This is a genomic window from Burkholderia cepacia, from assembly GCF_001718835.1.
Lineage (GTDB): Bacteria > Pseudomonadota > Gammaproteobacteria > Burkholderiales > Burkholderiaceae > Burkholderia > Burkholderia cepacia_F.
In genome coordinates this window covers 352,153-374,346 of the sequence record NZ_CP013444.1, presented here as the reverse complement: position 1 = coordinate 374,346, position 22,194 = coordinate 352,153, and the positions used below count along the sequence as shown (strand labels likewise).

Annotated in this window: 17 protein-coding genes and 1 pseudogene; 8 read left to right on the top strand and 10 right to left on the bottom strand. The window is 62.0% G+C overall.

Features of this window, described 5'->3' with window-relative positions; translation table 11 throughout:
• Window positions 1-21 precede the first annotated feature (21 nt).
• Window positions 22-984: a serine hydrolase domain-containing protein gene (locus WT26_RS22145; RefSeq protein WP_230461709.1), complete on the top strand. Its 963-nt coding sequence runs from the start codon at window positions 22-24 to the stop codon at window positions 982-984.
• A gap of 22 nt (window positions 985-1,006) precedes the next feature.
• On the opposite strand, the gene WT26_RS22140 is transcribed toward WT26_RS22145, so the two are convergent.
• Window positions 1,007-1,840: an NAD-dependent epimerase/dehydratase family protein gene (locus WT26_RS22140; RefSeq protein WP_069273953.1), complete on the bottom strand. Its 834-nt coding sequence runs from the start codon at window positions 1,838-1,840 to the stop codon at window positions 1,007-1,009.
• Between the two features lie 159 nt (window positions 1,841-1,999).
• Here WT26_RS22140 and WT26_RS22135 point away from each other — a divergent pair.
• Window positions 2,000-2,990, top strand: a pseudogene (locus tag WT26_RS22135) (LacI family DNA-binding transcriptional regulator).
• A gap of 76 nt (window positions 2,991-3,066) precedes the next feature.
• Here WT26_RS22135 and WT26_RS22130 read toward each other — a convergent pair.
• Complete coding sequence (locus WT26_RS22130) at window positions 3,067-4,356, bottom strand: MFS transporter (RefSeq protein ID WP_069273952.1); 1,290 nt, start codon at window positions 4,354-4,356, stop codon at window positions 3,067-3,069.
• A 315-nt stretch (window positions 4,357-4,671) separates the two neighbouring features.
• Between WT26_RS22130 and WT26_RS22125 the strand changes: the two genes are divergently transcribed.
• Window positions 4,672-5,199 (top strand): methylated-DNA--[protein]-cysteine S-methyltransferase, encoded by a 528-nt coding sequence (locus WT26_RS22125; protein WP_069273951.1) that lies wholly within the window; start codon window positions 4,672-4,674, stop codon window positions 5,197-5,199.
• Window positions 5,200-5,239: 40 nt separating this feature from the next.
• Here the strand turns inward: WT26_RS22125 and WT26_RS22120 are convergent, their stop codons facing one another.
• Window positions 5,240-6,067, bottom strand: coding sequence for an AraC family transcriptional regulator (locus WT26_RS22120; protein ID WP_069273950.1), 828 nt, complete (start codon window positions 6,065-6,067; stop codon window positions 5,240-5,242).
• A 78-nt stretch (window positions 6,068-6,145) separates the two neighbouring features.
• On the opposite strand from WT26_RS22120, the gene panB reads away from it, so the two are divergent.
• Complete coding sequence (gene panB, locus WT26_RS22115; protein WP_069273949.1) at window positions 6,146-7,012, top strand: 3-methyl-2-oxobutanoate hydroxymethyltransferase; 867 nt, start codon at window positions 6,146-6,148, stop codon at window positions 7,010-7,012.
• Window positions 7,013-7,051: 39 nt separating this feature from the next.
• Here the strand turns inward: panB and WT26_RS22110 are convergent, their stop codons facing one another.
• Window positions 7,052-7,543, bottom strand: coding sequence for an Lrp/AsnC family transcriptional regulator (locus WT26_RS22110; protein WP_069273948.1), 492 nt, complete (start codon window positions 7,541-7,543; stop codon window positions 7,052-7,054).
• Between the two features lie 154 nt (window positions 7,544-7,697).
• On the opposite strand from WT26_RS22110, the gene glmS reads away from it, so the two are divergent.
• Window positions 7,698-9,527: a glutamine--fructose-6-phosphate transaminase (isomerizing) gene (gene glmS, locus WT26_RS22105; protein ID WP_069273947.1), complete on the top strand. Its 1,830-nt coding sequence runs from the start codon at window positions 7,698-7,700 to the stop codon at window positions 9,525-9,527.
• Between the two features lie 398 nt (window positions 9,528-9,925).
• On the opposite strand, the gene WT26_RS38510 is transcribed toward glmS, so the two are convergent.
• Both WT26_RS38510 and WT26_RS37500 read right to left on the bottom strand, forming a co-directional pair.
• On the bottom strand, window positions 9,926-10,144 hold the full coding sequence (locus WT26_RS38510; RefSeq protein WP_059741722.1) for a hypothetical protein: 219 nt from the start codon (window positions 10,142-10,144) through the stop codon (window positions 9,926-9,928).
• Window positions 10,145-10,157: 13 nt separating this feature from the next.
• Window positions 10,158-10,457 (bottom strand): hypothetical protein, encoded by a 300-nt coding sequence (locus tag WT26_RS37500; protein ID WP_155123171.1) that lies wholly within the window; start codon window positions 10,455-10,457, stop codon window positions 10,158-10,160.
• 197 nt (window positions 10,458-10,654) lie between these two features.
• Between WT26_RS37500 and WT26_RS22095 the strand changes: the two genes are divergently transcribed.
• Entirely contained in the window at window positions 10,655-12,097 is a 1,443-nt protein-coding gene (locus tag WT26_RS22095) for a hypothetical protein (protein WP_069271815.1), read from the top strand.
• A 349-nt stretch (window positions 12,098-12,446) separates the two neighbouring features.
• Here the strand turns inward: WT26_RS22095 and WT26_RS22090 are convergent, their stop codons facing one another.
• Genes WT26_RS22090 through WT26_RS22080 form a run of 3 tightly spaced genes read right to left on the bottom strand, consistent with a single transcriptional unit; the run spans window position 12,447 to window position 17,929 of the window.
• Window positions 12,447-13,457 (bottom strand): PoNe immunity protein domain-containing protein, encoded by a 1,011-nt coding sequence (locus WT26_RS22090; RefSeq protein WP_059732221.1) that lies wholly within the window; start codon window positions 13,455-13,457, stop codon window positions 12,447-12,449.
• Window positions 13,458-13,481: 24 nt separating this feature from the next.
• Window positions 13,482-15,116 carry a hypothetical protein gene (locus tag WT26_RS22085; protein ID WP_069270858.1) on the bottom strand — a complete coding sequence of 545 codons (1,635 nt, stop codon included), beginning with the start codon at window positions 15,114-15,116 and terminating at the stop codon, window positions 13,482-13,484.
• A complete protein-coding gene (locus WT26_RS22080; protein ID WP_069271814.1) occupies window positions 15,113-17,929 on the bottom strand; it encodes a type VI secretion system Vgr family protein in 2,817 nt (938 codons plus the stop codon). Before WT26_RS22080 ends, WT26_RS22085 begins: the two co-directional genes overlap by 4 nt.
• Before the next feature lie 889 nt (window positions 17,930-18,818).
• Here WT26_RS22080 and WT26_RS22075 point away from each other — a divergent pair.
• Window positions 18,819-19,568 (top strand): DUF5131 family protein, encoded by a 750-nt coding sequence (locus WT26_RS22075; protein WP_059553536.1) that lies wholly within the window; start codon window positions 18,819-18,821, stop codon window positions 19,566-19,568.
• Here the strand turns inward: WT26_RS22075 and WT26_RS22070 are convergent.
• Window positions 19,561-20,826 (bottom strand): three-Cys-motif partner protein TcmP, encoded by a 1,266-nt coding sequence (locus WT26_RS22070; RefSeq protein WP_059732222.1) that lies wholly within the window; start codon window positions 20,824-20,826, stop codon window positions 19,561-19,563. The two genes, WT26_RS22075 and WT26_RS22070, sit on opposite strands and share 8 nt — an antisense overlap.
• Window positions 20,827-20,945: 119 nt before the next feature.
• Between WT26_RS22070 and tcmP the strand changes: the two genes are divergently transcribed.
• Window positions 20,946-21,785: a three-Cys-motif partner protein TcmP gene (tcmP, locus tag WT26_RS22065; RefSeq protein ID WP_230461708.1), complete on the top strand. Its 840-nt coding sequence runs from the start codon at window positions 20,946-20,948 to the stop codon at window positions 21,783-21,785.
• The last annotated feature ends 409 nt before the right edge of the window (window positions 21,786-22,194 follow it).

Genomic DNA, 22,194 nt, shown 5'->3' with positions numbered 1-22,194 from the left:
AGCGCGCCCATGGCGATTTTCGTGACCGGCGACGGAACGCCGGTGCCGTGGGGAACGGCATGCGGCATGGCCGATGCATCCGCCAACCGGCCGTTGGGCATCGACACGCCGCTGCGGGTCGCCAGCAATACGAAGATGTTCACGGCAGCCGCCGTGCTGAGACTTTGGGAGCAAGGCAGGATCGACCTCGATGCGTCGATCGCGTCCGTCGCGACGCCGAGCCTCATTGCCGTGCTGCAGGCAGGCGGCTATCGCACCGAATCGATGACCGTGCGCCAGTTGATGAATCACAGTGCGGGACTGTACGACCACGGCGACGCCCCGAGCTTCATGCAGACGGTGCTCACCGATCCGTCGCACCACTGGACCCGCGACGAACAGGTCCGCCTGTCGGCCCGGTATGCCGGCCCGCAAAGCGAACCCGGCGCGCGGTTCCAGTACTCCGATACCGGATACGTGTTGCTGGGCGACATCGTCGAACGCGCGACCGGCGAAACGCTTGCCGCGGTGGTGCGCAACGCACTGCGCTTCGACGCGCGGGGCTTGCGTTCGACATGGTGGGAGCTGATCGAGCGACCGCCGTCGCATGTCGAGCCACGGGCGCGCCAGTTCTACGGCGATATCGAAATGACGGACGTCAACGCGACGATGGACCTCTATGGCGGCGGCGGGCTGGTGATGTCGGCGCGCGACCTCGCGTCGCTGGCAGCCGATCTGTTCGAAGGCAGGGTGTTCGACAACCCGCAGACGCTGGCCGAAATGCTCAAGGCGGACGCACACGAAGGCGCCGACGCATACCGGCTCGGCGTGTTCGTCAGCGAGATCGGCGGCACCGTCTGCTACTCGCATGCCGGCTTCTGGGGAACCGTCGTCTACTACGTGCCTCGGCACCGCATCGCCATATCAGGTGTCACCACGGCGCGTGGTGCGCGGCCCGAACTCGAGTCGATCATCGAAACCGCGATCGGCGAGCTGGGCCGCTAGATCGTTCCGTTCTCCGAATCACCTATTTGCACCGCTCCATCGGCTCGCCGACGACGAACCCGCCGCCCTGGAACCGCTGCGCGGGATCGTCGTAGTCGGCGGTCGGCGCGGTGAGCGCGAAGCGCCCGGCGAACTGCGCCGAACTGTCGCGCGGGCGGAAGCCGAGGAAGTCGGCCTTCGTGTTGTCCCACCACTTCACCGGGTTGTCCGACGCGCCGTACACGATCGCGTGCCCGACGCGGTTCGTGAGCAGCGAACAGCGCACGAGCTCGATGAAGTCGCGATAGCTGAGGAACGTCACCAGCATGCGCGGATTCTTCGGCACTTCGAACGACGAGCCGATCCGCAGGCATACCGTCTCGATCCCGAAGCGGTCGAAGTAATAGCGCGACAGCGATTCGCCGAAGCACTTCGTCACGCCATACAGGCTGTCGGGGCGCAGCGGCGAATCGGCGTCGAGCACTTCCGTGACCGGGTGGAAACCGATCGCATGGTTCGAGCTCGCGAACACGACGCGCTTCACGCCATGCTTGCGCGCGGCTTCGTACAGGTTGTACGTGCCGGTGATGTTCGCACCGACGAGATCGTCGAACGGCGCGTCGACCGAAATGCCGCCGAGGTGGACGATCGCGTCCACGCCGTCGACGAGCGCCGCGACCGCCTGCCGGTCCGCGAGGTCGGCGACCCGGACTTCCTCGTGCGCAGCCGCGTCGCCGAGCGCCGCGATGTCGCTGACGCGCACGACGTCGGCCCAGTCGGCGAGCGCGCCGCGCAACTGGCGGCCGAGGTTGCCGGCCGCGCCCGTCAGCAGCAGGCGCCCGAACGGTTTGCGCGCGCCGGTGGATGAGGCGTTCATCGAATCTCCTTGGAACTGGCTTGATTGGAAAACGTTTTCCAACTATAGGTTTGATGTGGACGTGGCGTCAATGATCGAAGCCGTCGCCCGGCTTGCGCTTTGCGCGCCGGCTTTTTCTGCCACAATCCGGTGCCCGGCGAAGAAAACGTTACCCTCCGCATGAAAAAAGTTTCCCCGACGATCCGCGACGTGGCGGCGGAAGCCGGCGTGTCGGTCGCGACGGTATCGAAGTACGTGAACGGCACGCAACGCTTTTCGCCGACCGTCGAAGCCCGGCTCAAGGAGGCGATCGACCGGCTCGGCTACCGTTCGAACCCGCTCGCGCGCTCGATGATCACCGGCCGCACGCGCACCATCGGCCTCGTGATCCTCGACATCAGCAACCCGCACTTCACGAACGTGGTGAAGGGGGCGAACCGCGTCGCGCTGCAACACGACTACACGCTGCTGCTCGTCGATACCGAGGAGAGCCAGGCACGCGAACGCTCGCTGATCGAGGCGCTCGCGCAGCGCGTCGACGGGCTGATCGTCAGCACGCGGATGCCCGACGACGAAGCCGGCGCTGGATGCTCGACCTCAACAAGCCGCTCGTGCTGCTGCGCCGTAGCCCCGGCCTGCCGATTCCGAGTGTCGGCATCGACAACCGGCTGTCGACCTACATGCTCGCGCGCCATCTGCTCAACCTCGGCCACACGCGCATCGCGTATCTCGGCTTCGGGCACGTGCGAACGACGAGCGGATCCAGGGCGCGCGCGACTGCCTCGCCGAGGCCGGGCTCACGCTCGACGTGCACGATGCGCATGCGCCGACCGCCGAGGCCGGCGAGCGCGCGTGTTCACGCGTGATGCTCGGGCCGCAGCGTCCGCAAGCCGTGATCTGCTACAACGACCTGATCGCGCTCGGCTTCATGAAGGAAGCCGCGTCGCTCGGCTTCCGGCTGCCGCAAGACGTGTCGGTCGCGGGCATCGACAACGTGCCGTACGGCGAATACGCGGCGCCCGCGCTGACGACCGTCGACATCCAGAGCGAGAACATGGGCGAGCTCGCGATGCAGAAGCTGATCGACGCGCTCGCGGGGCGCACCGATGCGAGCTATTCGACGTTCGAGCCGCGGCTGATCGTCAGGGGCTCGACGGCCGCGTGCCGCTGAACGCGGCTGCGCGCGGCCGCGAACGGCCCGGGTCGCGGCATCACGCATCAATGCAGGCATCAATTCACGCATCAAATCAGGCATCGAGCTTCGCGGGCGCCATGCGCGGCGTGAGCGCATGCATGACCGCGAGCGCCAGCAAATAGGCAAGCGCGCCGATCGCGAACAGCACCCAGTAGTGGCCCGTGCGCTGCAGCACCTGGCCGATCACTTCCGAGAACAGTACGCCGCCGATCGAACCGGCCATCCCGCCGATCCCGACCACCGATGCAACCGCGCGGCGCGGAAACAGGTCGGACGCCGTCGTGAACAGGTTCGCCGACCAGCCCTGGTGCGCGGCGGCGGCGAGGCCGACGATCAGCACCGCGACCCACAGGCTCTGCACCTGCGACACGAACGCGATCGGCAGCACGCAGCACGCGCAGATCAGCATCGCCGCCTTGCGCGCGCGGTTCACGCTCCAGCCCGCGCGCAGCAGCATCGACGACAGCCAGCCGCCGCCGATGCTGCCGACCGTCGTCAACGCATAGATGCAGACGAGCGGCAGGCCGATGTGCTGCATGTCCATCCCGCGCGATTCGTTGAGCCACTTCGGCAGCCAGAACAGGTAGAACCACCACACCGGATCGGTCAGGAACTTGCCGATCAGGAACGCCCACGTTTCGCGCTTGCGGATCAGTTCGCCCCAGCGCGGCGCGCCGGCGTTCGCGTTCGCCGCGTCGAGCGCTTCCGCTTCGTCGCGCGGCTCGTCGAACGCCCGGCTGAGCGCCTGCGGGTCGGCGGGCCGGTAGAACGCGAGCCATACGACCAGCCACAGCAGGCCGATCGCGCCGATGATCACGAACGCCGCGCGCCAGCCGTAGGCCACCGCGATGGCCGGGATGATCGCCGGCGCGAACACCGCGCCGATGTTCGCGCCCGAGTTGAAGATGCCGGTGGCGAGCGCACGTTCGCGGCGCGGAAACCATTCGGCCGTCGTCTTGATCGCGGCCGGGAAGTTGCCGCCCTCGCCGATCCCGAGCAGCGCACGCACGAACGCGAAGCCCATGACCGAGCCGACCGCCGCGTGCAGCATCGCGGCGATGCTCCACACCAGCATCGCGACCGCGTACGAGACACGCGTGCCGAGCCAGTCGACGATCCGCCCGAAACCGAGCAGGCCGAGCGCATAGAACGCGGAAAACGCCATCACGATGCGGCCGTACTGCACCTGGCTCCAGCCGATGTCGTGCTGGAGCATCGGCGCGAGCAGGCCGAGGATCTGCCGGTCCATGTAGTTGATCACGGTGGCCAGGAACAGCAGCCCGCACACGGCCCAGCGGTAGCGGCTCGCGACGCGCGCGACGCCGACGACGGCAGATTGCATGAATGTCTCCGATGCGCGCCGCCGCTCGTCGTGCCGCGCGCTTGTTCGTTGCCGGCGACGAGCGCCGGGGCGGGCGCGCCGCGGGTCTCGCGCGCGGCGCCACGTTTCGCCATCGCTTTGGAAAACGTTTTTCAAAGAATAGGAAGTTTTCGGACGTCTGACCAGTGCGGGATTTCTATGAGTCATCTCTAAACACGCGGCGCGAAGATACGACTCAGGCACTCGTCTGAGTTAATCGTTTTTTACCGCACGACGAGTCGGCCGCGGCCGCAATGGTTTACATTCGTCGCCTGAACTTCGATCCGGACACCAGCCATGACACACGGCAACCTGATATCGAGCCCGCTGGGCGACATCGTCGTGCGCGTGGAAGACGACTGCCTGACGGGCCTCTACTTCGTCGGCCAAAAGTATTTCCCGTCGATCGCGATCGCGACCCACGAGCAGCCCCTGTCACCGGTGGCGCAACAGGCTCAGGAAGAAATCGCCGAGTACTTCACCGGCACGCGCGAAACGTTCTCGGTGCCGATTCACCTGCGCGGCACCGGATTCCAGCGGCGCGTGTGGAAGGAATTGCTGGCGATCCCGTTCGGCGCGCTGGCCTCCTACGGCGAGCTGACGCAGCGCATCGGCCTGCCCGTCAGCGCCGCGCGCGCCGTGGGCGGCGCGGTCGGGCGCAACCCGGTGTCGATCATGGTGCCGTGCCATCGCGTGGTCGGCGCATCGGGCAGCCTGACCGGTTATGCGGGCGGCATCGACCGCAAGCGTGCGCTGCTGTCGCTCGAAAGCGCCGGCCGCCGGTCCGTCGGCGACCATCCTGCGCAATACACGCTGGCGCCTTGATCGGAGCGCTTGCGACGGCGCGCCGCGCTGCGCGCGGCCGTCAACCCGGCTTGACGATGCGTCGCGCCGCCTGTTTCGCGAACGCGCCGGGCGTCACGCGGAATTTCGCCTGGAACAGCGCGATGAACGACGACGTCGAGTCGTAGCCCAGTTGCGCGGCCACCGCGCCGATCGGCTCGCCCGCATCGAGCAGCGGCAGCGACGCCAGCAGCCGCACCGCCTGCCGCCATTCGGTGAACGACAGCCCCGTGTCCTGCCGGAACAGCCGCGACAGCGTCCGTCGCGTCGCACCGACCTGATGCCCCCATTCGTCGAGGTTGCGCGCGTCGCCGGGATCGGCGTGCAGCGCGCGGGCGATCTTCAGCAGGCGCGTGTCGCGCGGCAGCGGCACCGTCAGCGGCGCCGCCCGCAGGCGCTGGATGCGATCCGCGATCAGGCAGACGAGCGCACCATCCGGCCCCGTCTCGTCGTAGTTCACCGGCAATTCGGCCGTGGCGATCACCAGCTCGCGCAGCAGCGGCGTCATGCACAGAATCCGGCACGTATCGTCGAAGCCGTCGCCGGCGATCGCCTCGTCCAGATACAGGCTGTGGAACGCGACACAATCGCGCGTCGACACCGCATGCGGCACGTGCGGCGGTATCCACATCGCATAGTGCGGCGGCAGCAGATGACGCCCGTGCGGCGTGTCGACCTCGATCACGCCCGCCGTCACATACATCAGCTGCGCCCACGGATGACTGTGCGCGTCGACGCTCGCGTTGCCGGGAATCTCGAACGCCCGCACGTACAGCGGCCTCGGCAGGCGCGCCATCGCCAGCACCGCCGGGACGGCGCAGGGTTGGGCCGATTGTCCCGCCAGCAACATAAGACGTCCTCCGAATGCCATTCCGTGCACGGGCGTGGTGATACCTTGACGCACCTTCACCCGACACGACATGTGTTCATGAGCGCGCACACTACCACCAATCGCAAGACCGTCACCACGATCCGTTCGACCAAGGGCGTCGGCAGCCTCGTCTCGTTGACCGCGTATTCCACGCCGATGGCGAAACTCGTCGACGAGGTGGCCGACGTGATCATCGTCGGCGACTCCGTCGGCATGGTGCTGTACGGGATGCCCGATACGCTGCGCGTCACGCTCGACATGATGATTGCACATGGCGCGGCCGTCGTACGCGGCGCCGCGCAGGCATGCGTCGTCGTCGACCTGCCGTTCTCGACCTACCAGGAATCGCCCGCGCAAGCCTACCGCTCCGCCGCGCGCCTGCTCGCCGAAACCGGTGCGCAGGCCGTGAAGCTCGAAGGCGGCAGCGAGATGGCCGACACGATCCGCTTCCTGACCGAGCGCGGCATCCCGGTAATGGCGCACGTCGGCCTGATGCCGCAGCAGGCCAACGCGACGGGCGGCTTCAAGGCGCAGGGGCTGGAGCCGCGCACCGCCGAACGCATCTTCGCGGCCGCGTGCGCGGCCGAGCAGGCCGGCGCGTTCAGCGTCGTCGTCGAAGGCACCGCCGAGGCGCTCGCGCGCCACATCACGGCCGCGCTCGAGATTCCGACGATCGGCATCGGCGCATCGCCCGCGTGCGACGGGCAGGTGCTCGTGACCGAGGACATGACCGGCGCGTTCGATGCGTATACGCCGCGCTTCGTGAAGCGCTATGCGGACGTCGGCGCCGTGACGCGCGACGCGATCGCGCAATACGCGCACGACGTCCGGCACCACGCGTTTCCCGAAGCGCAGCATTGCTTCGGGGTCGGCAAGCCGCTGCAGTTGCCCGGCGCGACGGACGACGCACGCGCCGCCGCCTGATCTCCGCGCACGCGCATCGGCATGCGCCTGCGACGAGCGTCACGTCCGCCGGCGCATCGCATGCGTGACCCGCGCGTTCGCCTCGAATTTCGCGCGATGCGTCGAGAAGAACGTCCGCACGTTGCGGACGTTCGATGCGCCGGTGAACAGCCGCCGCGCGAACTCGTCGTATTCGGCGACGTCGGCCAGATCGGCCACCACGACGAAATCGGGCCCCGGCGACACGCGATAGCACTGCGTGACGGCCGGCTCCGCGCACACGTACGCTTCGAACGCGTCGTGGTCTTCCGCCGTCTGCCGGTCGAGACTGATCTCGATCAGCGCGGTGACGGCCGTGCCGATCATCTGCTGATCGAGGATCGCGACCTGCCGGCGGATCACGCCCGCCTCCGTCAGCCGCCGCACGCGGCGCATGCAGGTGGGCGGCGACGACAGCGCGCGCTCGGCCAGTTGCAGGTTCGACACCGACGCGTCGTCCTGCAGGATCGCGAGAATGCGCAGATCGAGATCGTCGAGGGTCACGCTGGCCAAGGGGCCTCCCGTTCTTTTAGAGTGAAATTTAATTTCAACATGATACGCGACGATCGCCTCGTTTCATCATTTCATGTTTTTTGAAATTTAATTCCATTTCATCGCCTCTACCATCGCTCTCACTGATCCAGACAGGACATTTACGGAGCGCGATATGTGTGGAATTGTCGGGGCGGTCGCCCAGCGGGACATCCTGCCGAACCTGGTCGACGGCCTGAAACGGCTCGAATACCGCGGTTACGATTCATGCGGCGTCGTGGTCTACCGCGACCGGGCGCTGGCGCGCGCCCGCAGCGTCGACCGCGTCGCGAACCTGCAGCGCGAGATCGCCGGTCAAGCGCTGTCGGGCTACACCGGCATCGCGCACACGCGTTGGGCCACGCATGGCGCGCCCGTCACGCTCAACGCGCATCCGCACTTTTCGCCGAGCGACGCGAACGCACGCATCGCGTTGTCGCACAACGGGATCATCGAGAACTGCGATCAACTGCGCGCCGAACTGCAGGCGCACGGCTACGTGTTCGCGAGCCAGACCGACAGCGAGGCGATCGCGCACCTGGTCGACCACCTGTATGACGGCGATCTGTTCGATGCGGTACGGCGCGCGGTGGCGCGACTGCGCGGCAGCTACGCGATCGCGGTGATGTGCCGCGACGAGCCGCACCGGATCGTCGGCGCGCGCGACGGGATGCCGCTCGTCGTCGGTGTCGGTGATGGCGAGAATTTTCTGGCGTCCGATGCGATTGCGCTGTCGGGGATCACCGATCGGATCGCGTACCTCGAGAACGGCGACGTTGCCGATATTCAGCTGCATCGCTACTGGATCGTCGATGCGGACGGCCAGCGCGTCGAGCGCGCGGTGCAGCGGGTCGCCGCGCATGGCGGCGCGGCCGATCTCGGGTCGTATCGCTACTACATGCAGAAGGAGATCTTCGAGCAGCCGCAGGCGGTGGCCGATACGCTGCTCGATGTGTCGTCGATCATGCCGGAACTGTTCGGCGACCACGCGTGGCGCGTGTTCAACGACGTCGACTCGGTGTTGTTGCTCGCATGTGGCGGCAGTTATCACGCGGCGCTCACGGCGAAGAACTGGATCGAAAGCATCGCGAAGCTGCCTGCCAGCGTGGAAATCGCCAGCGAGTTTCGCTATCGCGACAGCGTGCCGAATCCGCGCACGCTCGTCGTCGCGGTATCGCAAAGCGGCGAGACGGCCGACGTGCTCGGCGCCGTGCATGTCGCGAAGCAAAGCGGGATGATGCGTACGCTCGCGATCTGCAACGTCGCCACCAGTGCGCTGATGCGCGAGTGCGCATTGCAGTTCGTCACGCGTGCGGGAGTCGAGATCGGGGTGGCTTCGACGAAGGCTTTTACGACGCAGCTCGTTGCGCTGTTCCTGCTTGCGCTGTCGCTCGCGCAGGTGCGCCGCCGGTTGAGCGACGACGACGAGAAGCAGCATCTGCGGGCGCTGCGGCATCTGCCCGATGCGATGTCGAAAGTGCTCGCGCTGGAACCGCAGATCATGGCGTGGTCGGAACTGCTCGCAAGGCGCGACAACATGCTGTTTCTCGGACGCGGAATGCATTATCCGATCGCGCTCGAGGGCGCGCTGAAGATGAAGGAGATTTCCTATATCCATGCGGAGGCTTATCCGGCCGGGGAGCTTAAGCATGGGCCGCTGGCGCTTGTCAGCAACGAGATGCCGGTGATTGCGGTGGCGCCGAATGACATGCTGCTCGAGAAACTCCGGTCGAACATGCATGAGGTCAGTGCGCGGAATGGCCGGCTTTTTGTGTTCGCGGATGTGGACTGCGGGTTGGCGCCGGGCGACGGGATCGAGGTCATTCGGCTCAACGAATACTACGGGCCGCTTTCGCCGATTCTGCATACGGTGCCGATGCAACTGCTGGCGTATCACGCGGCGCTGGCGCGGGGGACAGATATCGATAAGCCGCGGAATCTGGCGAAGTCGGTGACGGTGGAGTGAGGGAACGGGGAAACCGTGACCAATTGGCAATCCAGATTAGAAGCGTTTACACGTAAACGCTTCTATCCCGTCTGGGACCAGTTTTTGGCTCCAAACGCTTGATTTCTCAACGTAAACGCTTCCAATCCGGCAACACCAAATCGCCCGCTTTCGAAGGGGAAATTTCAAAAAAAGTGTCACGGGATGAATCCACCAAGCGGGCGGACCGGGGCTTCGGTCCTGGTCTCTCCCTCCCGCTCCCCCGCAGTTTCCGTGTCTTTCCACCCTGCATCATCGCGTCCGCCGCGTCGCTTCCCTTGGCAACCGCGCGCTCTCACTTCGTGGCGCCATTGGCGTAGTTGATACCGTAGTGCCGCTCGCGATGACAGTTCGGACACAAGGCCATCGCGTTCTCGATGCTACCCGTGCGAGTCGCCCCAAGCGCGCGCCCACGAGAGTCCGGCATCCTGCGCTTCCTCTTCGGAGTCAAAGACACCGAGGACTCCCGAGGCTTCTACGAAATTCCGGTCCCGAGTAATCGTCCCGCTCGCGGCGTATTGCTCGGGCGCGGTAACCTCTTCCTGCTGCTCAATGGCGTAGCCCCATAGCACGTAACCTTTATAGGTAGCCTGTTGCATCGTCTTCGTGTTTCTATGTGGGCGCTTCGACTTGTCGGGCGCCGAACATGGTTGAAATGAATCGTTTCGCTTCTTCGCGGCTCACATGCTCGAACGGCGCGGCATGGTGAGCGTACAGAAATAGTGTGCCTTTGCGGTCAGTCAGCGTGACCGAGAGCCGGAACAGCGAGCCTGCTGGATATTGCCGCCGCATGGAACGACTGCACTCGACTTTGAGGTTTGGGTCTACCCCCTGCCCAGGAAGCGGCTTCACGCGCAAGCTTGCCGACGAAGGTTCGCCAGAGGGCACATACGTCTCAACGATGATTTCCATCCGATGACTCCACTCAGGTAGGCGTCTGTCGACGCGCGGCCGGCGCGCAGCTCGCCATGGGACGCGGCTCCGGCGACCGACACAATGGCCAGCGTCCTCGCTGTCTCGCTGCCTGTTATTGTTGCAGAAACAAGGCACGCTTTTGCGAAGGCCTCGAGTGAGGCGATGCGCAAGCGCGAAACATGGAGGCAACTTTCATGGTTGGTTCGAGCGTCAATCTCCCGGTAGTTCCTTTCGAGACGATACGGAAGCTGATTACAGACGTTCTGTACGACGTCAAATCGTACAAGCTTCCGCACGTATGTATGCGGCTGGGCATCCAGCCGGCCGTTGGACCGGATGACGAAGCAGAGGCTCACAGCGGCAAAAGGACCTATATCAGTCGGAGAATCCTCGATTTCAGCGAGGAAGCGCTCATCGAACTGGCGCGTAAGATACTCCGCGAATATCCGAGTGATGACCTCACGGAGGCCCTTGCCGAGCTGACCGAGCATGGTCAGCACCGCGTGAGCAAGCTTGTTCGCTGCGATGTCCTCAAAGTTCTGAATCGGCTTGAATCACTGTTCGGCGACTTCCCGGCCCTTGATAGCCTGGAGGAAGTATTCGGCGCCGCGGCTTTGCGCGAAGGCGATTCGTGGTGGGTGGACAACTCCAGCGTCAGAGCTCAGATAGAGCAGCACTATCTGCGCAACCCAGATTGGTCCAATGAGGAGATGCTCATTCAGTGCGGCGCGTTGACGTGCACGCAGTTTCGCTTCTTCGCTCTACTTGAAAAGCTCGTCCATCCGATGACGCGCCGCGACGCTGAGCAGGCGACGTTGGCCGGCGCCATCAGCGACGCACTGAAGCGAGACGGCTTTACGCTGAAGCAGACTACTGTCGAGTCTGGATACGCGATTTACGGAGTCGTTCGCGCTCAAGCGGGTGTCGCCGGGACGATGAAGAATCTGATTTTCGCGTCGACCGGTGAGAAGCCAGAGATAGTCTTTCGCGACGCGCTGAACAATGACGTCGAAATCACAAAGCACGCGGACAAGGTACTCATCTACGACCAACCGCTTCCCAGCTCCGGTATGCTGCTGTGGAACGACCTTCGTGGCTGGTACGCCGAAATGCACGGCGTAGACAGCGCTGAGGGCTCGAAGATGCTGTACAGGCGCCTGCGCCAATCAGTCATTGGCACCAATTCGCCAGGTGAATACGCGCTTTTTCACGGGTACTACAAGCGTTTCGGGAAACAGCTTGGCGATAGACTTCCCGCTTTAATTCCTCAGGTCTACCTGCATTACGACCCATACACGCGTCGCGAGCGTGGCGATGAGAAATTCTTGGCGCGACAGCGCATGGACTTTCTTCTCATGCTCGAGCAGGGCGTCCGCATCGTCATCGAGATAGACGGTCGCCACCACTATGCCGTGCAAGACCAAGGCGCGCCCGCGCGCTACATCGCGAACGCCGAACTGTACGCCGAGATGGCATCAGAGGACCGGCGGCTGCGATTGATGGGCTACGAGGTGTATCGCTTCGGTGGTTACGAATTCCGCGATGTCGACCTCGGCGCCCGCAAGGTAGGTCCGGAAGCGCAGCGCCGTGTAGCCGAATTCTTCGACAGATTGCTCGCTCGGCACGGAATCCGCTAGGCTTCGCGGCGCGTGGCGCGCAGCACGCCGTCATGTACGAAGCCCAAGCTGCAGAGAGGCATACGCCTGTACCTGACTATGAGGTCCCGGCTGTCAGCAAGCGGCTCGTCATCGCTGTGCTGCCGGCGACGCTCGTCGAGTTGTAGCGGCGAGTTTCGATATTCGCCAACGTCTTTTTCGTGTAAAAGGACGCTGGCGGCCGCCGAGAGTTGAGCGGGAGCGCATCCATCTGCCTCCGGAGCACGTGAAGGTCGTTGGAGACGCATGTAGTCGCAAGTACGGCCAGCAATTCGACTGCCCAGGACGGCAGGCGCCGCCATACTGCCAGATTCGCGCGACCAGGCAGCACTCAAGCCTTGCGTTCGAACTCCCAGAGCGCGGGCTGCGACCGGTAAGCACCGGACCGGTCGGGAGCAAACACCTCGGGCATGCGCTCGCCCTGCTGCACCCGCACACCGGGCACGTGATGGCCTTGTGCTCTCCAGATGCCGGTTTCCGGGCAGACCTGACCGGTGCGCACTGTCTTCGGCCCGTTGTCCTGAAGTGCCGGCGGATTCCCCTTCGCGGGGTCGAAATTGCGCGCGAAGTCGGCAAGGTCCTTCGGATACAGCAGATTGTCGCGGAAAGAGCTATCGTCCAGCTGCAGCAAATAAGCAACTGCAGCGGCTTCAACGGCCCAGTACCCGACGTAGGTGCCCTTACCCTTCTTCTTCGCTTCCAGATGCCCATCGTGCCACGGAGCGGCGGCCATGCCTCGATACCAGCCTTCGAGGTATTCGGTCATGTCGTCGACAGACTCCTTCTTCGTCTCGCGATACAGACTGAAAACAAGAGGCCGATACGGCACGTCGTGATTCCAGCGGTCTACGTTGATTCGACCATCAAGTTCGTAGGCCAACAGGTCCTCATACAAGGTGTCGGTTCCCCGATAGGAGGGGTCGAACATCTCGACAATCCGCGGAAGCAAGTCACGTCGATGCAGCAGGTAGCAAAAGCCTATCAGTTGCATCACTGTTTCATACTCACTGATTTCCTCGAAGACCAACGGCGGCTCGCTGGCCTCCTGCCGATTCAGGCGTTGGGCTGTCGTGTACCGCTCATAGGCTTCGATAACAGTCTCGAGTTCACCGCGCATCGGCTCGATTTCCGCGCCCCCCGTGTACATGAGCAGGAAGCGTCGATAGACATCGGAAACGAGATAGCGCTGCGTCAACGCCTTCCGCTCGTTCTCAGTACTGCCAGTAGGGGCAATATTTTCTGACCAGTACGTGATGTTGTCATTCAAGAGGCCCATGCGCCAATTGAAGTAGTCCTCGCCAAGGAAGCGTTGTCGCCGTTTCGAATCGAAGTCTTCGCTCATATCAACAATCTCGTAGCAATGCCGCTATTTTATCCTGCTCGCTTTCAGCTTGACCGCCTCTTCAACTTCTCCATCCTTGTAGTGGTGTGTGAACGGAAGGTCGTGGTCCGCATGTTCATGTTCGGTGCCCGCGGCGAGCGCTTCGACGTGTTGCACCGCGGACGGAAGATAAAATGGAACATACAACAGATGACGCGAGTAGCCTAAACGCAGAATCGCATCTGCTAGCTCCTGCTCCGGAACCGCTCCCGAGATTTTTGCTTCAATCCACTCGTGACTCATCTGGACTCTGGCGATTTTTGCGCTACTCGGTCCGGTCGTGGCAGGTTTGTCTTTCTGAGTTGTTTCAGTCTTCGGCGATGCAGAGTCGGACTGCTCCCTTCTCGGAGGGCTGCCCTCATTCGTAGAACCACCCGGCGTTGGTTTTCCACCGCCAGGTGATGGCTTCCCTCCGCCGGGTGAAGGCTTCCCTCCGCCAGGCGACGGCTTCCCTCCGCCAGGCGACGGCTTCCCTCCCCCGATATTTGGCCCGCCCGCAGTCGGCGATGCTGGTCCGGAATCATCGGGCGGCGGCTCGAGAAGGTCCTGGGCAGGGGGGCGTACCTTTTCCTTAATCGTCCCGAGTTTGCCCGCGATACTATGCTTGGCATTCGGGTCTTTCAGTTTTCGCGTTGTCGTCGACGCTTTCATTTCGACGATAGCGAAGTCCTTCATCTGGTTGCTGAACGGCGCGGCACGCCAAACGCCGTCGATACCGTGGCCACGGGCCTTGAGGTCGAAAAGTTTGTTCAGCCTGCCCTTGTCGTTGAGCTTACCCATCACCCGAAGGCCCGGCCGCTCGCTCCATTTGCCGCTCAAACCTTTGTCGTGGCCGGTCCAGCCATTGCCCCACTTCAGCTTTTCATAACAGTAGTAGTCCCCAATGTGCTCGCCCAGAATTCCGGTGATTTCGGTCGTAATGTCGGTTACTGCCAGCTTTGCGTTCACGACTCCCTTGGAGGGTGTCGAGACCGGGCGGTCATGACCCGCCTTAGCCTCTTCGCCCTTTGCGCCTGGCTTCTCGGTCGTCCGGTGCTCCTCAAGGGTACTGACGGCCGATGAGTTCGGTTGCTTCTTTCGCCAGTGAAGAAGCTTGCGCTGGACAAACTGTCCGAGCCAGTACGGCAGATTCGTTTCAACGAAGGTCAGCGCTTGCATGAATGTGACCTGCACCGAGGACGGCATCTCACGGTATAGCCACGACTGCTGGATATGCTCGCGAGCCTCCGTGAGGTATTTCTTGACGCCTGTTGCATCGAACAGCTTGTCAATCAGTGCATCCGGACTGGTCTGCACATGAGCGCGCTGGAGCACTAGGCGCAGAATGTCGAACAGCAGCGGACCGTAGATTTCCGACTTGTGGTTGACGAGGCGGAACGTGCGCTTGACGCCGGCGCCGACGACGGGCACCCAGCCCACGACCGCAAACACCAGGTCGATGCCCGCTTCGATTTTCGCCATCTCGTCCGCGCTTTCACGCGCGTTCCAAACCGCCCAGACGCTCTCGGTAGTGTCGTAGACGTTCTGCGCGACGTAGAACACCGGGAAGGCGTTGGACGCCATCGAAAGCCCTATTTCTTTGACTGCGTCTTCAATCGCTTGTTGGTCGTTTGCGTTCATTTCACGTCCGGCCGGCCAGAAAATTTATTGAACAGGCTGTAGAGGTTTTCGTCCGTAATGCCTTCGTGTCCGCCGGCATGCAGTTCCTTGAGGATGTCAGACTGAGCAAGCTCCTTTGCGGCAGGTACAGACTGTGGATTGAACGGCCGCGCATCTTCCCCAAAGAAGACCTTGGCGGCACCGTCCGGCACATCGCGAAGGACAGCGTGGCCGTTACCGTCCAGCTTGCCTGCCATCGTCGTGCCGTTCTCGAACACGACCTTGTACGGTGCGTTGGGGACCGCCTTCAGGTTGTCGTCCGTGAGGTTCAGCTCCAGCTTGCTGTGCAGGTCACCTTTGGGCAGTGCGGGCAAGTCGTACGTACCGCTCGTCGGTCCGTTGAAGGCATGCTGCGCGCCCTTGATGTCTATCTTGCCCGGAGCGTGAATCTCGATGTTGCCGCCCTGGATTCGAATGTAGGCACCACCCGATGTCAGCAGGATTCCCTGGCTAGCCGCGACCTCCACCTTCTCGGTGGTCGACAGGACCTTCACGGTCTTCTGCGCGGTCAGCTCGATATTGTTCGACTGCGCTTGGATTTCCACCTTTCCCATTGCCGCAAAGAGCTTCATTCCAGCATTCTGGACGAACAGACTGATACGCTCCGCCACACTCGCGAGCAACGACTTTCCGGCTGCAAGGTGCGTGCTCTGGCCGCTGACCAAGGTGACCTGTTCGTCCGCGCTGACGTGCACAGTCTGCTGCGACGACAGGGCGATGCCGGCCGGGCTCGCGGCCAGCAGTACCGGGAGCTTGAAGGCGTTTGCCGCCCCCTTTCCACCGCCAGCCGTACGGCCGCCCGACGACTGATGTTCGACGTTGTCGGTCGTAGCGTCCGAGAATACCTTCAGGGCATCCTGGCCGGGCTTCAGACTCTCTGCCTGGTGGATTGTGCTGGCGTCGGACAACGATTCAAGGAGATTGTGGGCGCCGGCGAGTTGCTGCTGAGCCTGCCGGACCTCGAGCTGCTGAGTCGCCGCGCCGGAACCAGGGTGCGTCGTGATGAATAGCCCGCGGTTGGCGCGAATCGCGCCATATGCATCGGTACGTAGGTCGAAACCGCTGCCCAGGTAGTTGCCGCGGACGTTGCCGTTCTGGGCAATCAGGTACCCGAGGTGCAGCATCGAGCTGCCTTGCGACGAGAAAAGCTGCAGACGGTTCTGGCCCGTCGCGTCATCCATCACGAGCTGGTTGTAGCCCCCTCCGCCGTACTCCTTCGAACTGAAACCCGAGAGGATGCCGTTCGAGTGCCAGCGAGGCTGCGTCGCCCCGTTGTATACGCGCCCAGTTGCCAACGGTCGGTCGCAATCACCACCGACCCAGTCGATGGTAACTTCTTCCCCGACGCGCGGTACATGCACGCTGCCGTAGCCGCCGCCTGTGTCGGAATAGGCGACCCGGACCCAGCACGTTGCTCCAACACCGTCGCGTCGGTCCCAGTGCATGCGAACGAGGATGCGGTTCAGCGAGTCGGTGTAGACCTCCTCGTTCTCTGGGCCAACGACGGTCGCCGTCTGCAGGTGCATGACAGGCTTCTTGTGGTCGAACGGGCTGCGAAACGGCACCTTCCGGCGCTGGGCTTCCACTTCCACGAGGAAGAAGCCCTCGCTGCCCAATGCGTCCTTGACGGCGAATGCCGACGCCGCCGCCTCATGAACATCGTGAACCTCAGCAAGACGCGCATCCAGGCTATGCGGATAGGGGCGACTTCCGCCCACCGGCAGATTGTTGCGGATGTACCAGGTTGCCTCGACGACCGCGAACTTGCGGTCCTCTACAGCGTCCCGGTCGTGCTCAGGATGGTCGAAGAGGGTGAACCAACGCCCCACGTCAATGCCGGGCAGACTGCCCACGCCGTAGAATCGCTTCGCACGCGACTCCCATTCCTCGAGCCTGAGCTTGGTCAGCCGGTTACCGCGGTCCTCCTCCAGGTACGTGTACGGCCCGGTGTACTCGTAGACCTCGGCCTGCTGCGGCAGGTCGCCCTGGTTCTCGACGGTAGGATAGGACTTCTCCTTTCGTGCCTCGGGATGCTTGTAGTCGAATGTACGGGTCGAGTACGAGGTGCTCTGCAGGGTGCGCGCGCCTGCCCAATGCACGAGCGTATCTGGCGCTCGAGTGACGCCGGCACGGTAAAACTGAACGCGCTCAGGCTCGAGCGGCTTGAGCGAATACAGGTCGTCCGTGATGACGAGGGTGTGCGACTTGCCGTCCTCTGCGTGCTCGAAATGATAAAACCAGCCCTCCGCTTCCAGCAGCCGGTGCACGAAGTTCCAATCGTCCTCGTACTGGACGCAGAACGAGCGCGCGGGCGACGGCGTGCGCACCTCGAATCGATACGCCCCGACCGCCTGCGGATGTCCTTGAAACACTGTTTCGAGAATGGCTTCGGCCGACTGGTCCTGGAATATTCGAGCGTCCTTGCGGAACTTCAGGAAATGCAACCAGGATGAGAAAATCAGCTGCATACTCGTCAGCTGTCCGTCCGCACCCAAGCGTCGTGCGGTATGCACGTAGCCATGTCGCGGCCGGTATGTCTTGTCGGCCTGCTGAATCCAGAGTGTGACCGGTTGTGCAATAAGCGACTTCAGTTCGAGCGAATCGTGCAGCGAGACCACATCGACTGCATACTCGAAATTGCCCCCCAGCCGGGCAACGCCGACGACGATATGCGGCAGCAGCACGTCCGGCCCAGCTGGAGTGTCCAGTTTCACTAGACGGTCGGACTGGAGTAACCCTGATTTCATTAATGCGATAAGGTCCTGCGCTCCCATTTGCTTTTCCTTGTGCCGGCCTCTCTCGCGGCCGAGCAAAATCATACGGGGAAACCCCTATTCGGACAATAAAAATGGAGGAAAAACAACCGAGATTGCCGGCACAAGTTCAATGCGCCGCCATTCACGACAATAACGAAACAACCAGCATGCAATCCCGAAATTGCTTACATATTTGCGATATTCTGGACATCGCCCATCCACAAGTAGTCACTTTGCGCGCCGACAATTCGGTCCATCTCGTTACTGTCGAGTCGCTGAAAGCCACTGCGACAGTGTTCTTCACCTCGTGCTACGGAACGAGAGCGAGTTAGAGGCGTGCCTTGCGGCGCTTGCGTCTCGGCCGACATACGTTATTGGTGATTGCGCACCGCTGAGAATTCTCGAGGAGAGAGCGTAAGCGACGTGACAGAGTTGAAGGGATGGCCAAATCTCAATTCGGGCATCCGGCGTACTCGAGGCCATACGCGACGACGGTGGCTACCTCGATTGTCTCCGCCGTCGAGGGGGCCGAAATAATTCGCTCCTTCGTGAAGGCTCAAACATCGCCAGGGCATATCCAGTGATACATGGGCGGCTATTTTGCGACCACGGCGCCACAGCCCCCAAGTTCCCATCACCACACACTCATTCCCCCGGCTACCCGCGCCAATCCAGCGCATAGCGTTCGCCTATTCACTTTCATTCATCATCATATTTATCTATTTACTGTATAAATATACAGTTTCATCTCTATACTTCTGAAGCCCTTGACGGAGATGCTTGGTCCTTTCTCTCGTTTGTCGCATATCAGCATCGAGAAAACCGCGACCACATGACGAAAGTGTGGCTATTTCGTAGTAGCCGCTGGAAGCCCGATAAAATCGCAACCTAATTGAGAGGTCGAACAATGAGCGGTGGGCAAAGCAAGATTGAGTGGACGGAGCGCACGTGGAACCCAACCGTGGGTTGTACGAAAATCTCCAAGGGCTGCAAGAACTGCTACGCCGAAGGCATGGCGAGGCGTCTGCACGCCATGGGCACCCCGGGCTATGAGAACGGCTTCAAACTGACCATTCTGCCGAATCGCTTGGACGAGCCGTTAAAGCGCAAGAGTCCGACAGTGTATTTCGTCAATTCGATGTCCGACTTGTTCCACCGCTCGGTTCCTGATGCCTACATCACGCAGGTATTCGATGCGATTCGCGCGTGCCCTCAGCACACGTTCCAAATTCTCACGAAGCGCGCTGAGCGCCTCGCGAGCTACTGCAGCCGTCGTGATATTCCGGCAAACGCCTGGCTCGGTGTGACCGTGGAGGACCGTCGGTATGGGGTACCTCGCATCGATGAGCTGCGCGCGGTGCAAGGCGGTGTGCGCTTTTTGTCCGTCGAGCCGCTGCTCGAGGACCTCGGAACACTGAATCTCGAGAACATCGACTGGGTCATTGTCGGCGGGGAATCCGGTGCGAAGGCGCGCCCGATGCTCGAAGAGTGGGTGCAGAACGTAAAGGTCCAGTGCGAGGAGCAAGGCGTGAAGTTCTTCTTTAAGCAGTGGGGTACATGGGGCAGCGATGGCGTACGTCGCTCCAAGGGCGCAAATGGGCGGCTCCTCGAAGGACGCACCTGGGACGATATGCCCGACCGCGTGCGGCTTACGTGAAGAAATTTCGCTGCGGCGAGTATTCGATGATGTCGGAGGGTTTGTAGTGCTTTGACGGCCGCCGCACTCTGTCGTCTTTATTCGACACCACAATACTCCCTGAGGCGTGCAAGCCACGGATAACCATTTGCAGCCGAGTTTCGTCTGCGATAGTGTTGGAAATGTGGTCGGTGAGCAGTTGCCGAACAGTGAGCGGCTGCTGCCGGCCTGACAGAACGCGGCCGAGGTCTTCCTTCAATGTCTCGATGCAGAGCTCTGCCCCACCAGCATCGAAGAGGATAGACTGACCGGTATATTGCTCGTCCCGTTTCGGGTCGTAGCCAAGCATGAAGAGTCCCGGCTCGAGCTCGTGTCCGAACTCGCTCGAGTGCGCCCAGTGCAGCGACTTCATCACGTCGTGGGCTTTGTACTGCTGCGACAAATGCACTAGCCAATAGCTCCACGGATTTGCCGAGTCTGGCCGAACGAAGAACAGCGTCATGTACGGCGCGCCTGTTTCAGCTTTGATGCCATGCGCAACGTAACGTTGGAGCGCCGCTCGTCCAGACTCCGCCTTGATTTGCCCCAGTTGCTCCCAAGGGATGTACCGCTCAATGCCAATACTGCGAACGGCCTTTCGATTTGCCTCTCTGTCGCTGATGTAGGTGAGGAGCGAGTCGACGTTGAAAGTCATGATGACTTCTGCGTTCGGCAGCTCGGTCATCAGCCACCGAAGCTTGTCCATCGGTACGGCGTTGTAGCTGTACTGGTCGAGCAGAAAAATCGCCCGGCCTCCGCCTCGGCGTGCTTTGATGCGCTCGACGATTCTCGGCAGCTCGTCGAGAAATCCACCGTTCAGCACTTTCGACCGCTCGAAGTCCCGTTGCGCAATGGCACCCTCCGCTCGCCGCCTTTCCAAGTGCTGACACAGATACTCCGCAGATTCCCGCTTTTTTTCCACGAAGAAAAACTCAGTGTCCACTTCGCGCAGCGTGCGCCGACCGACATTGAGGGCGGCTCTCGCCAGGTGCGCCGCCCGCATCATAAGCAGAGGCGTGCCATCAACTGATTTGGCCTGCGCGTTGAGGTATTCCCCACCGCCGGCAAACCCGTCGACCAACGTCAAAGTCAGTTTGGGCATGGTCGGCAAACTCATCAGGGTTTCGATGTATTGCTGAACATACTCTTCGACAATCGAATGCTTAACAGCGCTGTGCTGGTCAAGAATCGGCGGAGGATGCCCGACCTGCCAGAAATACTTGTCTTCTGTCTTTGCCATTCTTGGTGTAATGCGGGGCTCTTGGTCTCTCGAAAGATTATCAGGTTTTGGTAGATATTTCGAAATAGCGGCATACTATTTGACATCCCCATTGAGCCCTCAAAATACGGGACACAAGCGTGGCCAAAAAAAATGACGACGAGATTGTCATCGACCCGGCTGATGGTCTGCCGGTCATGAAGGTTGGTCCTTGGTCGGAAGACAAACATGTGGCGCTGTCCCGTTATGTCGACGCAGCCCGAAAAGCTCGCGCAAAATGGCCATATGCCTCGTTTATCGACCTTTTTTCGGGGCCAGGACGAGTCATGAACCGTGAATCGGGGGTTATCTCTGATGGCGGCGTGCTGTCTGCCTGGCGTATGTCGGAACGCGGTGGAGCGCCGTTCAACGAGATATACATCGCCGATGCCGATGCTGAAAGCGTGGAGGCTTGTAGCTCGCGACTTCGCGCCGCAGGCGCCAAAGTGCAGGCATGCGTGGGCACCGCATCCAAGACCGTTGACTGGGTGCTCGAGACGCTTCCGAGGGGATTACATTTCGCCTTCCTCGACCCATTCAACATCGAGCACTTGGACTTCGAGATTATCCGCAAGCTTGCCGCTCGGCCGAACATCGACCTCCTGATTCACTTCAGCGTAATGGACGTTCAGCGAAACATCGGTGTCGACTTCAATCTGGCCACCTCAAGATTGGATGCGGCCGCGCCGGGGTGGCGCAACAATTTGCGGCTGAAGGAGGTTCCCAAGCGCGAACAAGTCAGTGTGTATCTTGAGTATTGGGAATCGCTCGTCACGGACCTGACTAAGATGCAGGTTGCCCAGTCCAAGCCGCTATTCGTCAACATGAACAAGGGGCCGCTATATCGCCTCATCCATCTTGCCCGTCATCCGCTCGCTACGAAGCTTTGGAATGACGCCGCGTTGCCGACATCGCGCCAGCAATCGCTGCCTGGAATGTGATTACTAGGCGTACGGATGCTGTCGTTCGCCGTGACTTGGACGAGACCGACGGTCGCGGAATCCACAGTGGAGACCTGACGGCACAGCCGTCCAACCTGTGGTCGGGCGCCAGGTGCCTCGCGCCGACCGACGGGGCGCTGGGGTTCGCGCACTACCGGAAGCCCGCAAACGGGTCTGGAAATGCACCCGCATCGCCTCGCCGGCCCTCGGTAGGCAACCGGTTGAAGCGAAGGCTAGAATGGCGTTTCGCTGACCGACCCGAGGGAGCCGAAAAGACATGCTCTCAACGGCCATGCCCGTTCTACCGCCTTCCTAAGTTGGCTATGCTCGTGTCATCGAACTGGCGGCGAAGGCTACATTCGGCTACCTGCAGACGGCTGTCAGCACCCTGAACCCTGAGCGTTCTACA